The organism is Paraburkholderia sp. OAS925, assembly GCF_040543975.1.
In the GTDB taxonomy this organism is placed as follows: Bacteria; Pseudomonadota; Gammaproteobacteria; order Burkholderiales; family Burkholderiaceae; genus Paraburkholderia; species Paraburkholderia graminis.
In genome coordinates this window covers 977512-997311 of sequence record NZ_JBEUNO010000001.1, presented here as the reverse complement: position 1 = coordinate 997311, position 19800 = coordinate 977512, and the positions used below count along the sequence as shown (strand labels likewise).

The 19800-nt window shown below is 63.8% G+C and carries 12 protein-coding genes and 1 pseudogene; 4 read left to right on the top strand and 9 right to left on the bottom strand.

The window, feature by feature from the left end:
- Positions 1-7: 7 nt before the first annotated feature.
- Together xdhB and xdhA are read right to left on the bottom strand one after the other, a co-directional pair.
- A complete protein-coding gene (gene xdhB / locus ABIE53_RS04450) occupies positions 8-2374 on the bottom strand; it encodes a xanthine dehydrogenase molybdopterin binding subunit (protein ID WP_192700032.1) in 2367 nt (788 codons plus the stop codon).
- 36 nt (positions 2375-2410) lie between these two features.
- Positions 2411-3976: a xanthine dehydrogenase small subunit gene (xdhA, locus tag ABIE53_RS04445; protein ID WP_192700031.1), complete on the bottom strand. Its 1566-nt coding sequence runs from the start codon at positions 3974-3976 to the stop codon at positions 2411-2413.
- Positions 3977-4370: 394 nt separating this feature from the next.
- Here xdhA and ABIE53_RS04440 point away from each other — a divergent pair.
- Positions 4371-5583, top strand: a pseudogene (locus ABIE53_RS04440) (MFS transporter).
- Between the two features lie 479 nt (positions 5584-6062).
- On the opposite strand, the gene ABIE53_RS04435 reads toward ABIE53_RS04440, so the two are convergent.
- From ABIE53_RS04435 to aspT (ABIE53_RS04420), 4 genes are all read right to left on the bottom strand, one after another.
- Positions 6063-7286 (bottom strand): pyridoxal-phosphate-dependent aminotransferase family protein, encoded by a 1224-nt coding sequence (locus ABIE53_RS04435; RefSeq protein ID WP_006047831.1) that lies wholly within the window; start codon positions 7284-7286, stop codon positions 6063-6065.
- 144 nt (positions 7287-7430) lie between these two features.
- Positions 7431-9095, bottom strand: coding sequence for a bifunctional aspartate transaminase/aspartate 4-decarboxylase (locus ABIE53_RS04430; RefSeq protein WP_053857555.1), 1665 nt, complete (start codon positions 9093-9095; stop codon positions 7431-7433).
- A 92-nt stretch (positions 9096-9187) separates the two neighbouring features.
- A complete protein-coding gene (aspT, locus tag ABIE53_RS04425) occupies positions 9188-10870 on the bottom strand; it encodes an aspartate-alanine antiporter (protein ID WP_006047833.1) in 1683 nt (560 codons plus the stop codon).
- A gap of 85 nt (positions 10871-10955) precedes the next feature.
- Complete coding sequence (gene aspT / locus ABIE53_RS04420) at positions 10956-12638, bottom strand: aspartate-alanine antiporter (RefSeq protein ID WP_107707298.1); 1683 nt, start codon at positions 12636-12638, stop codon at positions 10956-10958.
- A gap of 532 nt (positions 12639-13170) precedes the next feature.
- Here aspT (ABIE53_RS04420) and ABIE53_RS04415 point away from each other — a divergent pair.
- Positions 13171-14193 (top strand): 2-hydroxyacid dehydrogenase, encoded by a 1023-nt coding sequence (locus ABIE53_RS04415; RefSeq protein WP_107707299.1) that lies wholly within the window; start codon positions 13171-13173, stop codon positions 14191-14193.
- Positions 14194-14203: 10 nt separating this feature from the next.
- Here the strand turns inward: ABIE53_RS04415 and ABIE53_RS04410 are convergent, their stop codons facing one another.
- Complete coding sequence (locus ABIE53_RS04410) at positions 14204-14818, bottom strand: plasmid fertility inhibition factor family protein (protein ID WP_107707300.1); 615 nt, start codon at positions 14816-14818, stop codon at positions 14204-14206.
- Between the two features lie 94 nt (positions 14819-14912).
- On the opposite strand from ABIE53_RS04410, the gene ABIE53_RS04405 reads away from it, so the two are divergent.
- Positions 14913-15719, top strand: a complete 807-nt coding sequence (locus tag ABIE53_RS04405; RefSeq protein WP_107707301.1) for a crotonase/enoyl-CoA hydratase family protein — start codon at positions 14913-14915, stop codon at positions 15717-15719.
- A 165-nt stretch (positions 15720-15884) separates the two neighbouring features.
- Positions 15885-17051: an MFS transporter gene (locus ABIE53_RS04400; RefSeq protein ID WP_107707375.1), complete on the top strand. Its 1167-nt coding sequence runs from the start codon at positions 15885-15887 to the stop codon at positions 17049-17051.
- 68 nt (positions 17052-17119) lie between these two features.
- On the opposite strand, the gene fahA is transcribed toward ABIE53_RS04400, so the two are convergent.
- Both fahA and hmgA read right to left on the bottom strand, forming a co-directional pair.
- Positions 17120-18433 carry a fumarylacetoacetase gene (fahA, locus tag ABIE53_RS04395; RefSeq protein ID WP_107707302.1) on the bottom strand — a complete coding sequence of 438 codons (1314 nt, stop codon included), beginning with the start codon at positions 18431-18433 and terminating at the stop codon, positions 17120-17122.
- On the bottom strand, positions 18430-19776 hold the full coding sequence (gene hmgA / locus ABIE53_RS04390) for a homogentisate 1,2-dioxygenase (RefSeq protein ID WP_107707303.1): 1347 nt from the start codon (positions 19774-19776) through the stop codon (positions 18430-18432). The genes fahA and hmgA overlap by 4 nt, the downstream gene beginning before the upstream one ends.
- Between the last annotated feature and the right edge of the window lie 24 nt (positions 19777-19800).

Here is a 19800-nt window from a genome sequence, read left to right as displayed (position 1 = left end):
ATCTCTGTTAGCGTCGCGCGGCGGACGTGGCCGCCCGCACCGCACCGATTGCCTTGAGGATCTCCTCGCTCGTCGCGGGCGCGTTCAGCGGCGGATTCACCTTGTGATCGCCGACCGCCGAGACGGCGTCGCGAATCGCAAAGAACACCGAAAACGGCAGCAGCAACGGCGGCTCGCCGGTCGCCTTCGAACGATGGATGCTGTCCTCCGCGTTGCGGTTCTTGAAGAGGCGCACGTTGAAGACCGGCGGCGTATCGTTGACGGTCGGAATCTTGTACGTGGACGGCGCGTGCGTCATCAGCTTGCCGCCGGCGTTCCACCACAGTTCCTCGGTGGTCAGCCAGCCCATGCCCTGAATGAACGCGCCTTCTACCTGGCCGATGTCGAGCGCCGGGTTCAACGACGCGCCCACGTCATGCAGCGCGTCCGCGCGCAGCACGCGCATTTCGCCGGTCAGCGTGTCGATCACGACTTCCGATACGGCTGCGCCATACGAGTAGTAATAGAACGGCCGGCCTTGCAGCTTCGCCTGATCCCAGTAGAGCTTCGGCGTCGCGTAAAAACCGTCGGACCACAACTGGATTCGCGCGAGGTACGCCTTCGCGATCACTTCTTCGAACGGCAAGACCGCCTCGCCGACGATCACGCGATCATGCGCGAAGCGCACGTCCGAAGCCTTGACCTCGCCCGCGCCAAAACGCTCGGCGGCGAACGCGGCGAGGCGCTCGCGCAATTGACGCGCCGCGTCCTGCGCGGCTTTGCCGTTCAGATCGGAACCGGTCGATGCCGCCGTCGCCGATGTATTCGCGACCTTGCTCGTATCGGTTGCGGTCACGCGAATGCGATTGAAGCCGACGCCGAGTTCATGCGCGACGACCTGCGCGACCTTCGTGTTCAAGCCCTGGCCCATTTCGGTGCCGCCGTGGTTCACGAGCACCGAACCATCGGTATAAATATGCACGAGCGCGCCGGCCTGGTTGAAATGCGTGACGTTGAACGCAATGCCGAACTTGACCGGCGTGAGTGCGAGGCCTTTTTTGAGCACCTCGTTGTTTGCGTTGAATTCGTCGATGGCCGCGCGGCGCGCGCGGTATTGGCTCGTCGCTTCGAGTTCGTCGATCAGTTCGTGAATCACGTTGTCTTCGACGACCTGGCCATACGGCGTCTGATTGCGCTCGGTCTTGCCATACAGATTGCGGCGGCGCACGTCGAGCGAATCTTCGCCGATGGAGCGCGCGACGTTGTCCAGAATGTATTCGATCGCGAACGCGCCTTGCGGACCGCCGAAGCCGCGAAACGCAGTGTTGGATTGCGTGTTGGTCTTGCCGCAAAAGCCGTCGATGGCGACGTCCGAAAGCCAGTACGCGTTGTCGAAGTGACACAGCGCGCGCGTCATCACGGGGCCGGACAAATCCGCTGAAAAACCGCAGCGCGAAGTCATGTCGACGGCGACGCCTTCGATCACGCCCTTGTCGTCGTAGCCGACTTCATACGTGTAGTGGAAGTCGTGGCGCTTGCCGGTGACCATCATGTCGTCGTCGCGATCGGGGCGCAGCTTGACCGGGCACAACAGCTTCCAGGCGGCGAGCGCCGCGCAGCACGCGAACAAGCCCGACTGCGATTCCTTGCCGCCGAACCCACCGCCCATGCGCCGGCATTCGATCAGCACGTTATGCGATGCAACGCCCAACGCATGCGCGACGAGATGCTGCATTTCCGTCGGATGCTGCGTCGAACAGTAGACGTGCATGCCGTCATCGTCCTTGGGCACCGCGTAGGAGATTTGCCCTTCGAGATAAAACTGTTCCTGGCCGCCGAGCAGCATTTCGCCGGCCTCTCGATGCCCGGCTCGCGCGATCTTCGTTCCCGCTTCGCCGCGCGCGAGCTTCATCGGCGGCAACACGTATTGATTGGCGGCGCGCGCCTGCTGCGCGGTGAGGATCGCGGGCAGTTCCTCATAGACGATCTCGGCGCGGCGTGCCGCGAGCCGCGCGATTTCGTGCGACGTCGCGACCACGATGAAGACCGGCTGACCGACGTATTGCACGATGCCATCCGCGAGAATCGGATCGTCGCCGTGGACGATCGGCGCGACATCGTTCGCGCCGGGAATGTCGTCGGCCGTGAAGACGGCGACGACGCCGGGCGTCGCGCGCACTTTGTCGAGCGACATCGACACGATCTTCGCGTGCGCTTTGGCCGACAGTCCGAGCGCCGCGTGCAGCGTGCCCGCGACCGTTGGAATGTCGTCGGTGTAAGTGGCGCGGCCGCTCACGTGCAGATGCGCCGATTCATGCGGACGCGATACGTGGACCTGCGTGAAGTCGTCGAGTGCCTGAGCGTCTTTCAGGAATGGTTCGGCATGCTGATTCATTGTTGTGTTCTCCGTGTTGCTCGTGGATCGCGCGCGTCAGGCGCTTGCGGCGGCGTTGAGCTGACCGCCGATGTCAACGTCGACGCCGGCAGGCGCGCAGGCTGCTTCGACCGCGCGCACATCGAGCGCGTTTTTCGGCAGCGGATTGTGCGGACGCGTTTCGAGCCAGAAGCGATACAAGGTGTTTTTCGCGGCTTCCAGACGATAGTTGCTGGTCGCGCGCATGTCGGAGAGCGGCGCGTAGTCGTTGCCGAGCGCGAGCATCGCGGCCTGTGCGGTGGCTTCGTGCCATTCGGCATCGCGCAGCACGGCTTCGGCATGCGTCGCGCGCTTCGGCGTTGCCGCCATGCCGCCGAATGCGATGCGCGGCTCGCGAATCAGCTTGCCGTCCGCGATGAACGAGAACGCCGCGCACACGGCCGAGATGTCCGAGTCGAAGCGCTTCGACAGCTTGTACGTGCGAAATTGCAGCTTCTCGCGCACGCCGGTTCTAGTCGGCACCTTCACGCTCACGACGAACTCATGCTCGGCCATATCCTTCTTCTGATAGGCGAGGTACAGGTCTTCCAGCCGCATTTCGCGTTCGATCGCACCGCCGCGCACAATCACGCGCGCGCCCAACGCGATGAGGCCGGGCATCGAGTCGCCGATCGGCGAGCCGTTGGCGATATTGCCGCCGAGCGTGCCTGCGTTGCGGATCGGCAGCGACGCGAAGCGTTGCCACATCTCCGTCAGTTCGGGGTACTGCTTGGCGATCTCCGCATAGGCTTTTTCGACGGTGACGCCCGCGCCTATTTCGATCCACTCGCCGCGCGTTTCGAGCTTCTGCAATTCGGCGATCTGCCCCACGTAGACCACATTGCCGAGCTCGCGCATCTGCTTGGTGACCCACAAGCCGATGTCCGTGCTGCCCGCGAGAATGCGCGCGGCCGGCTCGGCCTCTTTGATCTGCGCGAGCGCTTCGACGGTGCGCGGCGCGTGAAAGCGCTGACCGGCGTGTTCGTAATGGAAGGTGTCGTCGCGTTGCAGTGTGGCGAGCGAGCGCGCCAAGGCGTCGACGTTGACCGGCGCCTTGGGCGCGGGCGCTTCGAACATGCGCACGGCTGCATCGACGATCGGACGATAGCCGGTGCAGCGGCACAGATTGCCCGTCAGCGCATTGCTGATCGTTTCGCGCGACGGCACAGTCCGGTTCGCGCAGCTATGTTCGTGACCGTGCTTTTCATACAGCGACCACATTGACATGACAAAGCCCGGCGTGCAGAAACCGCACTGCGAGCCGTGGCATTCGACCATCGCCTCCTGCACCGGATGCAGCGAGCCGTCAGGCTGGCGCAGGTCTTCGACGGTGAAGAGCGCCTTGCCGTCGAGCGTCGGCATGAACTGGATGCAGGCGTTGACCGTCTTGAAGTCGACGCCGCCCGCTTCGTTGCGCTCGCCGATCACGACCGTGCAGGCGCCGCAATCGCCCTCGGCGCAGCCTTCCTTGGTGCCCGTGCAATGCACGTCCTCGCGCAGATACTGGAGGACCGTGCGGGTGACGGGCGCGTCCTTGATCTCGCGGATCGCGTTGCGGTGATAGAAGCGAATCGGCTCAGTCATGTCTCGTGCTCTCGGTGTTCTCGAATCTCGTGTGCGGCTGCCAGCGCCGCGGGGATGGTTCGAAAACTATCACCGTCAATAAATAGAACCCATAGCGGCAATCGCATGCGGGACATATTCGCAAAGCGATATTGAGATGAGTTTGGCGGGCGGTTGGCTTATGTTGGGGTGGCCCGATTGAGGTGTTTTCCGTACTGACATTGCGTTTCGGACAGTATTTGTGTTTCCCCGCAGTCGTGTTGCTCGGCGAACGGAGCGTTTCACGCGACGTAAGCAGCATTTTCGCGGCGTTTCACGCCCTCTTTCGTCCGATCATTATTAAGCAAACGCTGCACGAGAATCGGTTCCATGGGAAAATCACGCCTTCCCGCCGTTTTCAAGTCTCGTTTTCCCCATGTCCACCGATTCAGCCACACCTCGCAGCGAACTGGCGACGACCCTGCAGATCATTCCGGTCGTCTTTTTCACGTTTCTTTGCTATCTGACGATCGGCATTCCGCTCGCCGTGCTGCCGGGCTACGTCCACGACGACCTCGGCTACAGCGCCGTGCTCGCGGGCGCGGCGATCAGCGTGCAGTACCTGGCGACGCTGGCGTCGCGGCCGCTCGCCGGCCGTTCCGCCGACACGCTCGGGCCGAAGCGCACCGTGTCGATCGGCTTGCTCGGATGTGGCGCGAGCGGCGCTCTGTTGCTGCTGGCCGTGTTGTGCGGACGCTGGCCGGCGGCGAGTCTCGCGCTGCTCGTCTGCAGCCGGCTCGTGCTCGGATTCGGCGAGAGCCTGTGCGGCACCGGCGCGATTCTCTGGGGGATCGGCCGCGTGGGCACGAGCAACAAATGCGCGGGTCATCTCATGGAACGGCATTGCCACGTATGGCGCGCTCGCGGTCGGCGCGCCGCTCGGCGTGGCGATCGAGCGGACGGTCGGTTTCGCGGCGCTCGGCATTCTGGTGATGCTGCTGGCGGCGCTCGGCTTCTATCTTGCGCGATCGATCGCGCCGGTGCCCCTCGTGCACGGCGAGCGCATGTCGTACCGAAGCGTATTCACGCGCGTGCTGCCGCACGGCATCGGCCTCGCGCTCGGCTCGGCCGGTTTTGGATCGATCGCGACGTTTATCACGTTGTTCTATGCGGCGAAGCAGTGGCCGAACGCCGCGTTGTCGCTGACGGTATTCGGCACGCTCTTCATCGGCGCGCGGCTGCTGTTTGCCAACACGATCAAAACCTATGGCGGATTCCGCGTTGCGATTGCTTCGTTTTCGTTCGAGTGTGCCGGCTTGCTGATGCTGTGGCTCGCGCCCGAGCCGCATGTGGCGCTGGCGGGCGCGGCGCTGACAGGGTTCGGCTTCGCGCTGGTTTTTCCAGCGCTTGGCGTGGAGGCCGTCGGGCTCGTGCCGCCCGCAAGCCGGGGCGCGGCTCTGTCGGCTTACTCGGTTTTCCTCGACTTGTCGCTCGGCATTACCGGTCCGTTGGCCGGGTACATTGCTGGCGAGTTCGGATACGGGTCAGTGTTTCTGTTTGCGGCTATTGCGGCGGCGGCGGCTGTTGGGCTTTCGTCCTTCCTTTATCTTCGCGATGCGAGGGTTGGGAAGATGCCTGCGGCGCTTTGAGGTGGGGCTGCGTAGGGTGGTGTTTGACGCGCAACTGCTTGCCTGCCTCCGCGATGCATGACGACTGGGCGCTCGCCGGCTGGCGGCAGCGCTGCGGCACTGCGACGCGACAAGCTTCGGCGGCTGCTTGCAATTGCATAAGCACAGGTCGCCGCTTAGCGCGCTTCGCCTGCCGCTGGCTCCCGTCTACGGAGCGCCTGAAAGGGACCTGTGCGCTTCGGCGTCAACTTCAGGTCAGAGAGTCAGACGCGCCTCGACATGCTGAAGGCCCGTCTGGATTGCGCGCGAGCGTTGCACCGCCTGAGGCAAGTGCAAGCGTCAATAAACACGATGCGTTTGCGCTGGCTTCAACGAGCTCTAAGAAGCGGGCCCACAACAGCAACGGATTCGCGCAGTGTGTACGAGTGATCACGCTTGCGCAAAGCAGTAGCGCTGCCGGCGAGACTCGTCCAAGTTTGGCAAAGACGTGATACAAAGCTCTACTTCCCCTCCGACAATCCCCGCTCCAACGCCGCCACGCCGGCAGGCAAATCGACCTTAACGCCAAGGTCCACCATCGTCCGACCCAACGCATGCACGGTCCTAAACAGATTGTGTTCGCGGCACTGCTCGCCCATCTGACCGATGCGGACAATCGGCAATCCAAACGATCCTGAAATTTCCACCTGATGCTGCCGCGAAATGTGCGCGCACACGTCGCCGGGACTCAAGCCCTCGGGCACCTCGATGCCCACCACCGAATTCAACCGGCACGCCTTCGGCGCATACAACTGCAAACCGAGCGCCGTCACGCCTTCCTGCAACGCGACCGAACACTTCAGATGCCGCGCGAAACGCTTCTCCAGCGTCTCGGCGCACACGAGCCGCAACGCCTCATGCAACGCGAGCACGCCCGACACCGGCGCCGTGTAGTGATACCCCGCGTTGTGCCAGAAGTTTTCCGCGAGCGACGCATCGAGACACCAATGCGCATTCGGCGCGGTGCGTCCCTTCACCCGCGCCCAGGCGGCATCGGAGAATGCAATCAGCGAGACGCCGGGAATCGACGACAAACCCTTTTGCCCGCCGGTGATCACGGCGTCGATGCCCCATGCGTCCATCGCGAGCGGCATCGTGCTCAACGTGCACACCGCGTCGACGATCACCAGCGCGCCCGCCGCTTTCGCCAGGGCAGCGATGTCCTTCAGTTGATAATTCCAGACCGTATTCGACGTCTCGCCCTGCACGACCGTGACGATCTCGGGGCGCTCGCGGCGAATCGCCTCGGCAATCTCATCGAGACTCGCCACCGACTGATCGCCGACTTCGAGCGTGCTCACACGCGCACCGACGCGGCGGCCCATCTCGGCCATCCGTCCGCTGAAAAAGCCGTTCTTGATGCTGAGGACGCGCGTGCCTTCCCACGCGAGATTGGAAATCGCCATTTCCATCGCGGCCGAGCCCGGTCCCGCGACGCCCAGCACCCACTTCGAATGCGTCTGGAACACGTAGCGCGCCATGGTCTTCACCTGGCTGATCACCTTCACCATGGTCGCGCCCAGGTGATTGATCACGATCGTGTTGGCCTTGGCGACGGCGGCGGGAATCGGCACGGGGCCCGCGCCCATCATCAGCAACGGCTCTTCGGGAAGAATGGCGTCGAGCGATTCGACAACCGGACAGGGCACAGCAGTAGACGTAACGTTGAACGATGAAGTCGGCATGATCGGCACTTGAAGGAAACGGCAAACACGGAACGCACAGCAGCCAACGGCCTCGCCAGCAGTGACACTGGCGAGGCCGGTTTTCGATCATTCACCGATCCGCGCAATTGCGCAAGTTTTTTGACCATGCCCGAGCGGGCGGCGTCATTTCACCTTGCTTTTATCGAGCTTCTTGCCTGTCTCCGCATTGAAGCGCTCGACGTATTCCTCGATGAGCCGCCGCATCGCGCGTCCGATCTGCCGGTAGTCCGACTCGTTGAGATTGGCGAGCGACACGCGCCCCGACGCATGCTGCGTGCCGAAGCCGAGCCCCGGCAACAGCACCACCCGCGCCTCGCGCGCGAGCCGGAACAGCAGTTCGGTGGGCTGCGTGTTCTTCAATTGCCACTCGACGAACTCGCGCCCGAACATCCGTTCGCCGAGGAACTCGGCGTCGAGAATCGTGTAGTAATCGACCTGGTTCGGATCGTCGTCCTCGAACGAAATGCCGAGTTCTTCGTAGAGCGCCTGCTTGCGCTTGCGGATCAGGCGCTTCAACGCGTTCTTGTACGCGTCGGGCGTGTCCATCAGCGAGAACAGCGAAAAGAGCACCATCTGCACCTGCTGCGGCGTCGACAAGCCCGCCGTGTGATTGAGCGCGACGGTACGGCTGTCGGCAACCAGACGGTCGATGAACTTGAGCTTCTCGGGCTCCGTCGTGATCGATTCATAACGCTCGTGCAACTGCTCCTTCGCCTCTTTCGGCAACTCGGCAATCAACCTGTCGAGCACATTGTCGCGATGCGTCGCGATGGTGCCAAGACGCCAGCCGGTCGCGCCGAAGTACTTCGAGTACGAGTACACGAGAATCGTATTCTTCGGCGCGAGCGCGAACAGCGACACGAAGTTGTCCGCGAACGTGCCATACACGTCGTCGGTGAGAAGAATCAGATCCGGGCGTTCTTTGACGATGTCGGCAATGTATTGGAGGCTCTCGTCGTCCATCTTCACCGAAGGCGGATTGCTCGGGTTCACGAGAAAGAAGGCCTTGACCTTCGGATCGCGCAGCTTGTCGAGTTCCTCTTTCGAATACTGCCAGTTGCTCTCGACGGCGGCGTGAAGATTCACCACGTTCAACTGATAGTCGTTCAGTCGCGGAATCTCGATGTACGGCGTGAAGATCGGCATGCCGAGCGCGATCGTATCGCCGGCTTTGAGCAGGTGATTCTCGCGCATCGTGTTGAAGATGTATGTCATGGCCGCCGTGCCGCCCTCCACGGCGAACACGTCGAACTCCCCGACGAACGGATGCTGCCCGATCATCTCGCGGCGCAGATACTGGCCGACGATTATTTCGGATAGCTTAAGCATCCGGTCCGGCACCGGATAGTTCGATGCGAGGATGCCTTCGCACATTTCATACAGGAAATCGCCCGCGGAAAGTCCCAACTGATCGCGCACATACGACACCGCGCCGCGCAGAAAGTCGATGCCGGGCACGCCCTTGTTCTCGCGCAGGAACAGATCGAAGCGTTCCTCCAGGCCATCGCGCCGCGGGAATCCGCCGACGCCCTCCGGCATGTACGCGAACGAACGCTCCGACTCGCGCATCGCAAAGAGGCCGAGTTGCCAGAAGCCGTGACGCGGAATCGTCGCGAGAAAATTCGGGTTGCCGCGCCCGGCGTTGAGCATCGCCGCGTTGGCCGGACGCTCGACCGCGCCGCCGCCCGCGGCCTTGATGAGTTCATCCTTCAATTCGAACGGGCTCAGCGCGGCAAGACCCGCTTGCGCCATATCGCCATGTTTGCTGTCGCCCTTCTCTTTTGCCATGATGCGTTCTCCAATGAGCCAGATGAAAGCGCCGCCGCGAGTTGCTCTGCGTGATGCCGCGGCCGGCGCGAAGAGACCGATACAACGCTCCGCTAGACGAGCCCCACCACCAGCGGCCCGAGCAACGTCAACGCGACGTTTGCAATCGCATACGTGATGGCGAACGGCACGGTCGGCACCGCGCTTTCCGCCTTGTCGAGCACGCCGCCGAACGCCGGGTTGGCGCTGCGCGAGCCCGTCAGCGCGCCCGCCAGGATGGCCGCGTTGTTGTAGCGAAGCACGTAGCGGCCGAACAGCATCGTGAGCAGAAGCGGGAACAGCGTGACGAATACGCCGAGCAGGAAGATCGTCATGCCGCTCTGCTTGACGGTCACCACCGCCTGCAAGCCGGAATTCAGGCCGACCACGGCGACGAACGCGGCGAGTCCGAAGTCCTTCAGCAACTGCGAAGCGGCCGTGGGCATCACGCCGTACATCGGATGCTTGCCGCGCATCCAGCCGAACAGTAGGCCGGCAAGCAGGCAGCCGCCGCCGGAACCGAGCGTGAGCGGAATGCCGCCGACATTGACGACGATCAGCCCGATCAGCAAGCCGAGCACGAGACCTACACCCATGTAGATGAAGTCGGTCTTGATGGTGTACGGCAGTTCGTAACCCGCGGCGTCGACGGCACGCTTTGTGTCTTTCGGCGATCCGTAGAACGTGATGACGTCGCCGTGTTCGAGCTTTGTCTCGGGCAAAAGCGGCAGCGGCTGACCGGCGCGCGAAATGCTCTGGATATACACGCCGTGGCGCATGTCGCGGTCCACGATCTCGCGTGCCGCGGCGATTGTGGTGTGGTTCATGCCTTTGCGCGTGAACACGCCTTCGCGCGTTTGCATGACGACGCCCACGTCGCCGATGTCGGCGACCTCGCTGCCGTTCGAGCCGAATTCGACGACGGCTTCGCGACGGCCCACGACCAGCACGACGTCGTCGGGTTCGAGGATCAGATCGGGCGTCGGGTCGAGCGTATGACCGCCGCGCTTGACGCGCTCGATGGTCAGCAGATCGCGATGCAGCGTCTCGACCTCCTTCACGGATTTGCCCGCGCTGACGTCGATCCGGTACGCGCGCCCCACCAGTTCCGGCAACGCGCGCAGTTGTCCCGGTCCTTGCGCCGGCGCGCCCGCTGCAAGCTCGCGTTCGGCTTCGATGGACGCATCGCGCAGGCTCTGCCCCATGAACTTCGGCAAGATGTTCACGCACACGATGATCGCGCCGAGCGAGCCGAACACGTAGGTCACCGCGTAGGCAATCGCGACGTCCGATTGCAGCGCCTTGACCTGGTCCGCTGGCAAGCCGAGGCGCGCGATCGCGTCGCCCGCCGTGCCGATAATCGCCGACTGCGTCAGCGCGCCGCCTGCGAGGCCGGCCGCGAGTCCCTTGTTCAAATGGAACAGCTTCGCGCACACCACGACGGTGATGAGCGCCGTGACCGCGAGAAAGACCGCCATCGCGATTTCGCGCAGCGTCTTGCGGTTCAGCGAATTGAAGAAGCCGGGACCAGAGTCATAGCCGACCGCGTAGATAAACACCGCAAACATCACCGATTTCACGCCGTTGTCGATCGTCACGCCGGCCTGGCTGATGACCACGGCGGCAAGCAGCGAGCCGCCCACGCCGCCCAACTGGAATTTGCCGAAGTTGATCTGGCCGATGAAGTAACCCGCCGCCAGCGACAGAAACAACGCTATCTCAGGTGATTTCTGGAAGATTTGGTGTAGCCAGTCCATCGTGCCCTCGCTTTTTAGTTTGTCATACTAATTACCAGCCACTGCCGCGAGCGCACGAGCGACGCCAGACGGCACTGCTGACTGCCTAACCCAACTTGCCGGCAACGCCGACCACGACCGGACCCATCAACGGCAAAAGGATGTTGGAGAGCGCATAGGTGATCGTGTAGCCGATCACCGGCGTCGAATTGCCGGCCACGCCGACCAGCGCGCTGATCGCGGGCGTGCTGCACTGCTGACCGGCGATCGCGCCGAGCAGCATCGGCGTGTCGAGCTTGAGGAACACGCGGCCGATCCATAAGGACAACAGCCCCGGCACGAGCACGAGCAGAATGCCCGCCGCCGGCAGCGCGAGGCCGTACTCGCGCACGAGCCTGATCGCATCCGGTCCCGCCGACAAACCGACCGCGGCGATAAACGTGGCGAGCCCGAAGTCCTTGAGAATCTGCGCCGCCGCCGAAGGCAACGAGCCGACGAGCGGATAGCGCGAGCGAATCCAGCCGAATAGCAGGCCCGACAACAGACATCCGCCGCCCGTGCCCAATGCGAGCGACACGCCGCCGATGCGCCCGCCGAGATGACCGATCGCCATGCCCGCGAGCACGCCGAGGCCGAGATAGACGAAGTCGGTCTTCTGCGTGGCGACGAGCACATAGCCGAGACGCCGGGCGCCGCGCTCCACGTCGGTCTTCGCGCCGACGAGCGTCAGCACGTCGCCGCGATTGAGTTCCGTGCCGGGCAACGCGGGGATCGTCGAGTCGAGCCGTGTGACGGCCGCGATATAGACGCCGCGTCCCTGCTCCGGGGCCGCGCGTTCGCGCAGTTGAGCGACGGTGAGACCGTGCGCGTCGCGCCGCGTCAGCACGACGTCGCGCGTCTCCGCGAGGACCTGGCCGAAGTCCGCGCCGTCCACTTCATCGCCGAGACCCGGCCCCGCCGCGACGATCGCTTCGCGCCGGCCGCCTACCAGCACGAGGTCGCCGGACGCGAGCGCGAGTTGCGGCTCGACGGGCACGTCCGAGCCGTTGCGCCGCACCTGCTCGATGGTGAGATTGAAGCCGTGCTGCTGTTCGATGGCGAAAACCGTCGCTCCATGAGCGCCGTCGATGCGGAACGCGCGGCCCACCAGCGCAGGCGCGGCGGCGCGCTGTCCGTCGCCTAGTGCGCCATCGCCGCCGAGCGTGCGCCACATTTTTTCCGCCTCGGCGCGCAAATCGATGCGCAACAGCAAGGGCGCGAACTGACTGGTAAAGAGCACGATGGTGATAAGCCCGAACAGGTAACTCACGCTGTATGCAGTGACGACGTTGGCCTGCAGGCGCACCGTCTCAGCTTCCGCGAGACCGAGCTTCGCGATCGCCTCCGACGCTGTGCCGATCACCGCGGACTCCGTTGCCGCGCCGGCCAGCAGGCCGGCTGCGGTGCCGGCGTCGAGCCGCATCACGGCCACCGCGATGACGATCAGCGCGAGCACCGACACGATCTCGATCACCGACAGCAGCCCATAGCGCCAGCCCCGGCCGATATTGGCGAAAAACTGCGGCCCGCCCGTGAAGCCCAGCGCAAAGATGAAGAGCGCGAATGCAATGTTCTTCAAATCGGGGGCGAGCCGCGCGCCGGTCTGACCCAATAGCAGCGCGACGATCAACGTGCCGCAAACGCCGCCCAATTGAATAGGGCCGATACGAAAGGAGCCGATCAAATAGCCGATTGCGAGGCTCGTGAACAGTGCGATCTCCGGTTGAGCCCTCAGCAATTCAGCGATCATGTTGGCCGGCCAATTTATAGGTTCGATTAGCGATCTGCTCAATAACGCCGACTGCAAATTGCGTGACTGCTTTCGTGAAGACTGTTCTGATCTGGGTCAATGGTTCAACTGGACGGTTCAATTAAACGCCATATGACGGAACAGGCAGGCAGCGCAATACGAACGCCGCACTGAACTACTGCGTCATTGAAAAAGACAGCATTTGCAATCGGACCACGCCGATGGCTTTGCAGGGACAAATTGCCACACGTACCGTGCGTGCGGCGCGTTTTACCGTTTCCGCCCAAGACAGCCTCTGGCGCTCACGGGCTTTTTTAAATTATGTAAGTTGAGAAGACCTGTCAATGTTATTTTTTTCGCAGTTGTTCTTGACTTCGCGAATAGCGGACCTATGGAAAGGCACCGTCTAGCCGTTTTATTGCATTGCACCTTTTGATGAATTCCTTATACTCGTTTTCATTGAGCGCTAAAGCGCCGTCTTCATAAAACTGCGAATTGCGCAGCGCCGGTATGCGATTAAATGGAGTGAGCAATGCGCATGATCCTGTTCAGCAGCCGTCAATACGACGTCGAGACTTTCACCGAAGCCAATGCCGCGCATCGCTATGAACTGCATTTCCAGGAATCGCATCTGAACAGCGAAACCGCCGTGCTCGCGCGTGCCTATGAGGTCGTGTGTCCGTTCGTCAACGATCGTGTCGATGCCGCGACGCTCGAACATCTGCATGCCGGCGGCACGCGCATGATCGCTTTGCGCTCCGCAGGCTTTAATCACGTCGATCTCGCAACGGCCGAGCGCCTCGGCATTGCCGTCGCCCGCGTGCCCGCTTATTCGCCGCACGCCGTCGCCGAGCATGCGGTGGGCCTCGTGCTCGCGCTGAACCGGCGCCTGCCGCGTGCGGTCGCGCGCACGCGGGAGGGCGACTTCTCGCTGCATGGACTATTGGGCTTCGATCTGCACGGCAAGACAGTCGGCGTGATCGGCACCGGCATGATCGGCCGCGTGTTCGGACGCATCATGTCGGGCTTCGGCATGCGCGTGCTGGCGTACGATCCCGGCACGCCCGCCGACGATCTGCTCGCGCTCGGCGCGCGCTACGTGACGCTCGACGCGCTTCTCGCGGAATCGGACATTGTCAGCCTGCATTGTCCGTTGCTTCCGGCAACGTACCATCTGATCGACGCGGCCGCGCTCGCCCGAATGAAGCGCGGCGCGATGCTGATCAACACCGGGCGCGGCGGGCTCGTCGAAAGCAATGCGCTGGTCGGCGCGCTGAAGGACGGTCAGCTCGGCCATCTGGGGCTCGACGTCTACGAGGAAGAAGGCGGTCTGTTCTTCGAGGACCATTCGAATCTGCCGCTGCAAGACGACGTGCTCGCGCGTCTTCTGATGTTCCCGAATGTGATCGTCACTGCGCATCAGGCGTTTTTTACACGCGAGGCGATGAACGAGATCGCGCAGACCACGCTCGCGAACGTCGCCGCGTGGCAAGCGGGCACGCCTCGCAACGCGGTGCATGCGAACGACCAGGCGTCGTCGGGCCTGCCTGGCTGAAGCCGGAAATCTACCCGCCGCCCGCGTTCAGCGGAACGGGGCGAATCGCCGTGCGGGCGTCGTCCGGTGCGCCGCATATCTCGCGCAGCAACGCAGCCTCGCGCTCGTGCACTTCCACCGGAAACCAGCGCGCCCCGGCATCGGCGAGATAGCGCGCGCGATGCTGCCCGTTGCGAAACGCCACCACGCCTTCGCGCTCGAAACCGAGCCACCCGAGCAGGCCCGGCGCGCGGCGCGTCGAGATCGTCACGTAGGGCATCTGCGGAATGCGCGGATTGTCCGGATCGAGAAACTCGCGAATGCCGCGCACCTTTCCCGCATGCCATTCGGCAACGGGCTTCAGAACATAATCGGTGTTGTCGCGATCGGCGCACGCGAGCAGCTTGCGCACGTCGACCACGACGACCTGATGCCGCGTGCCGTCGGCGACAAAGACGCGTTTCAGACGCACGTGGTCGTACCATGAATGCCGGTCGAGCGGGACGATCCAGACGGTCTCCGCGCAGGCCGGCGCACCCGCGGACGGTGAATTGGCGAGAGGCAAAGGCAGGCTCGATAAGCTGGCGGCAGCTCGCCAGCGCGTTAAGAGAGCGCTAACGCTACGAGTCGATTGTGAAAGAAGCATGTCAAGCCACGGTATTAACTGCTGTGCATGAGCGCTGCACTGGCGCCCGAACGAATCAACGAACGGGCGAACGCGGACCTTCAGGGAGACGACGATGATAAGCACGCAAAATTTCAACCAATATGTGCGTATCGAAGCTAACCGTGATAACGGCGTAGCAACCATCGTGCTTGAGCGTCCGGAGCGGCGTAATGCGGTCGACCGTCTCGTCGCCGATGCGTTGAGCGCCGCGTTTCAATGCTTCGAAGCCGAGCCCGCGTGGCGCGCAGCCGTGCTGTTCGGCGCGGGCGGCACCTTCTGCGCGGGCGCGGATCTGAGCGCGCTCGCCGACGACACGCGCCGCAACGAGATTCACGCGGACGGCAGCGGTCCCGGACCGATGGGACCGACGCGCATGCATTTCACGAAGCCGGTGATCGCGGCGATTACGGGCTATGCGGTCGCGGGCGGCCTGGAGCTGGCCGCCATGTGCGACCTGCGTGTCGTCGAGGAGGAGGCGGTGCTCGGCGTGTTCTGCCGCCGCGTCGGCATTCCGCTGATCGACGGCGGGACGATTCGCTTGCCGCGGCTGATCGGCATGTCGCGCGCGCTCGATCTGATACTCACCGGCCGCGCGGTGAGCGCGCAGGAAGCGCTCGCTTTTGGCCTCGCGAACCGCGTGGTCGCCAAAGGCGAGGCGCGCGCGGCGGCCGAGCAACTGGCCGCCGAACTCGCGGCCTTTCCGCAGGCGGCGCTGCTGGCCGACCGCCGCTCGGTGCTGGAAAACAGCATGCTGGACGATCTCGCCGACGCGCTGCGGCGCGAAGGCGCCGGCGGCTATGCGGCGGTTTTCGACGAAGGTGTTGCGGGCGCCGAGCGTTTTACGAAGGGCGCGGGACGTCACGGCAAGGCGTCGGATTAAAAACAACAGCCGCGCCGTGCACACGACTGAGCGCCCAGCACTATCGTTTTGACTTAGGTAAAATCCCTAACTGTTTTGCTTTCAGCACGGCGCACGCGCTTTCGCCCCGAAAACGCGCGCCGTCCGCGCGACGTCTCGCGCCGCGCCGATCCACAGTCCGCCGCCATGCCTTTGCCCCTGCTTGCTCTCGCCATTGCCGCCTTTGGCATCGGCACCACCGAATTCGTCATCATGGGGCTCCTGCCCAACGTCGCCCGCGATCTGTCGGTGTCGATTCCGGCTGCCGGCATGCTGGTCTCCGCTTATGCGCTCGGCGTGACGATCGGCGCGCCGATCGTGGCGATCGCCGTCGCCAACATGCCGCGCAAGAAAGCGCTGATGAGCCTGATCGGCGTATTCATCGTCGGCAATCTGCTGTGCGCGCTTGCGCCGGGCTACGCGGTGCTGATGGCCGCGCGGATCGTCACCGCGTTCTGCCACGGCGCGTTCTTCGGCATCGGCTCGGTCGTGGCCGCGGGGCTCGTCGCGCCGAACCGCCGCGCGCAGGCCATCGCGCTGATGTTCACCGGCCTCACGCTGGCGAATGTGCTCGGTGTGCCGCTCGGCACGGCGCTCGGCCAGGCCGCCGGCTGGCGCGCGACCTTCTGGGCGGTGACGGGCATCGGCATCGCCGCGGCCGCCGCGCTCGCGGTCTGCCTGCCGGCGAAGATCGAGATGCAGAAAGCGAGCCTCGTGCGCGAATTCGGCGTGCTGAAAAATCCGCAAGTTCTGATGGTGCTCGGCATCAGCGTACTGGCGTCGGCAAGCCTCTTTTCCACTTTCACGTACATCACGCCGATTCTCGAAGACGTGACCGGTTTCACGCCGCACGCGGTCACGCTCGTACTGTTGCTGTTCGGCTTGGGGCTGACCGTTGGCAGCACGCTCGGCGGCAAGCTCGCGGACTGGCGGTTGATGCCGTCGCTGGTGGCGTTCCTGCTCGCCATCGTCGCGATTCTGACGATCTTCGCCGGCACCATGCATGCCGAAATTCCGGCGATGATCACGATCTTCGCGTGGGGCGTTCTGGCGTTTGCGATCGTGCCGCCGTTGCAGATGCTGATCGTCGACCGCGCGAGCGATGCGCCGAATCTCGCGTCGACGCTGAATCAGGGTGCCTTCAACCTCGGCAATGCGACGGGCGCCTGGCTCGGCGGCATGGCGATCGGCGCGGGCGCGCCGTTGACTACGCTGCCGTGGGTCGGCGTCGCCACTTCCGTCGGCGCGCTGCTGCTTACGCTGTGGTCGGTGTCGATCGACCGGCGTGCACAAAGGATGGCGGTGGCGGGGTGAACGCCAGGAGCGCAGAGTGAGGCCAGCCGGGCGGCCTTTCTGGGCCATAGCCGGCCGGCGCCTCAGGTTCACCCCCGCGCCGCCACAATCTCCCCGACGCAAGCCCCAAAGCCCACGCGATACCCATCGCCCTGACACCATCCGGCGAGCGTCAATTCATCGCCGTCCTCAATGAACGTGCGCGTGCCGCCGTCTTTCAGTTCAAGCGGCTTCTTGCCGTTCCACGTGAGTTCGAGCAGGCTGCCGTACGAGTCTTCGGTCGGGCCGCTGATCGTGCCCGAGCCCATCAGGTCGCCCACTCGCGTATTGCAGCCCGACACCGTGTGATGCGCGAGTTGCTGCGCCATCGTCCAGTACATGTGCCTGAAGTTGGTTCGCGCGATGGTCGTCGCCTGTTTCGCTGCATGAGGCCGCAGCTTCACTTCGAGCGCGATGTCGAACGCATGGTCGCCGTCGTGCCGCAGATACGCAAGCGGCTCTGGCTCCTGCACCGGCTGCGCGACGCGGAACGGTTCCAGCGCATCGAGCGTGACGATCCACGGCGAGATCGTGGTCGCGAATGTTTTTGCATTGAACGGACCGAGCGGCACGTATTCCCATTGCTGAATGTCGCGGGCGCTCCAGTCGTTCAGCAGCACCATGCCGAAGATGTGCGCTTCCGCGTCCGCACATGCAATCGGCTCGCCCAACGCGTTGCCGCCGCCGATCACAAAGCCGGTCTCGAGTTCGATGTCGAGCTTGCGGCACGCGCCGAACACCGGCCGGTCCTGATCGGGCAACTTCAATTGACCATTGGGCCGACGCACCGGCGTGCCGCTCACCACCACCGACGACGCGCGTCCGTTGTAGCCGATGGGCATCTCCGACCAGTTCGGCAACAGCGCATTCTTCGGATCGCGAAACATCGAGCCGACGTTCGTCGCGTGCTCTTTCGAAGAATAAAAGTCCGTGTAGCCGGGAATCTCCACGGGCAAATGAAGCCGCGCGTCGGCCGCACGCACCAGCACTTTGGCGCGCAGTGCCGCGTCGTCGCGCAACGTCGCGGTGTCGCGTGAAAGCAGGTTGCTCAACTGGATGCGCACGCTGCGCCACGCGTCGCGGCCTAGCGCGATGAAGTCGTTCAGCGTATCGCGCGCAAAAACATCGGCGTTCGACGGCAGCTTCAATAGCCCCGCCGCCTGCAATGCGGCCAGATCGACGATCTCATCGCCGATCGCCACGCCCGCGCGGCGCGTGTCGTTGCTCGTGTCGTTGGCCGTGTCGCTGAAAATGCCGAACGGCAAATTCTGGATCGAGAAATCGTGACTCGGCTCGTTGGCCGACTCGACCCAGCTTTTGCGCGACGGATCGAGCGTCGCCTGAAGATCGCTCACTGCGCTCATCGTTGCTCCGGATTGAAGTGTTTCTTGAGACCTTGCCAGCACTCGTAGTAATGCGCCTGAAGCTGCGCGGTTTCGAGCGCAAAGCGCGTCGGCTTGATCAGCGTGCGCGTTTCGAACATGAAGGCCATCGTGTCGCCGACCTTGTTCGGTTTCGACGTGTCGCTATGCGACGCTTTCTCGAAGGTCTCCGCGTCGGGGCCGTGGCCGGACATGCAGTTATGCAGGCTCGCGCCGCCCGGCACGAAGCCTTCGGCCTTCGCGTCATAGACGCCATGCACGAGGCCCATGAATTCGCTCGCGACGTTGCGATGGAACCACGGCGGGCGGAACGTATCTTCGGCGGCGAGCCAGCGCGGCGGAAAGATCACGAAGTCGATCGTATCGACGCCCGGCGTGTCGCTCTGCGATTGCAGCACGAGAAATATCGACGGGTCCGGATGATCGAAGCTGATCGAGCCAATCGTGTTGAAGCGCCGCAAGTCGTACTTGTACGGCGCGTAGTTGCCGTGCCACGCGACCACGTCGAGCGGCGAATGGCCGATGTCCGCGCGCCACAAATTGCCGTTCATTTTCGCGACGAGTTCGAAGTCGCCTTCGCGGTCCTCGTAAGCGGCATGCGGCGTGAGAAAGTCGCGCGGATTGGCGAGACCGTTCGAGCCGATCGGGCCGAGGTCCGGCAAGCGCAGCAACGCCCCGAAGTTTTCGCAGATGTAGCCGCGCGCATTGCCGTCGGGCAGGCTCACCGCGAAGCGCACGCCGCGTGGAATCACCGCGATCTCGAACGGTTCGACGTCCAGCCGGCCCAGTTCGGTTGCGATATGCAGGCGCCCTTCCTGCGGCACGATCAGCAGTTCGCCGTCGGCGCTGTAGAAGAAGCGGTCTTGCATCGAGCGATTCGCCGCGTACAGGTGGATCGCGCAGCCGCTCATCGATTCGGCTGCGCCGTTGCCGGCCATCGTCACCCAGCCGTCGATGAAATCCGTGGGCACGGTCGGCATCGGCAACGCGTCCCAGCGCAACTGGTTGGGCGGCGTCGGCGGGACGTCGGCGAAATTGGCGACGAGCCGCTCCGAAGGCAGCGGCGCGAACGGCTTGTGCACCGCCGCCGGACGGATGCGGTACAGCCACGAGCGCCGGTTGTGGCCGCGCGGCGCGGTGAACGCGGTGCCCGACAATTGTTCGGCATACAAACCATAGGCGACGCGCTGCGGTGAATTGCGCCCTGCGGGCAGCGCGCCCGGCAGCGCTTCGGTCGCGAATTCGTTGGCAAAGCCGGACTGATAACCGGGCTCGATTTCGAGCCGCGAACTGGCGCTATCCGGCTGACGTGTTGAGGTGTCCATGCAAGTTCTCCGTTGACTCTGTAT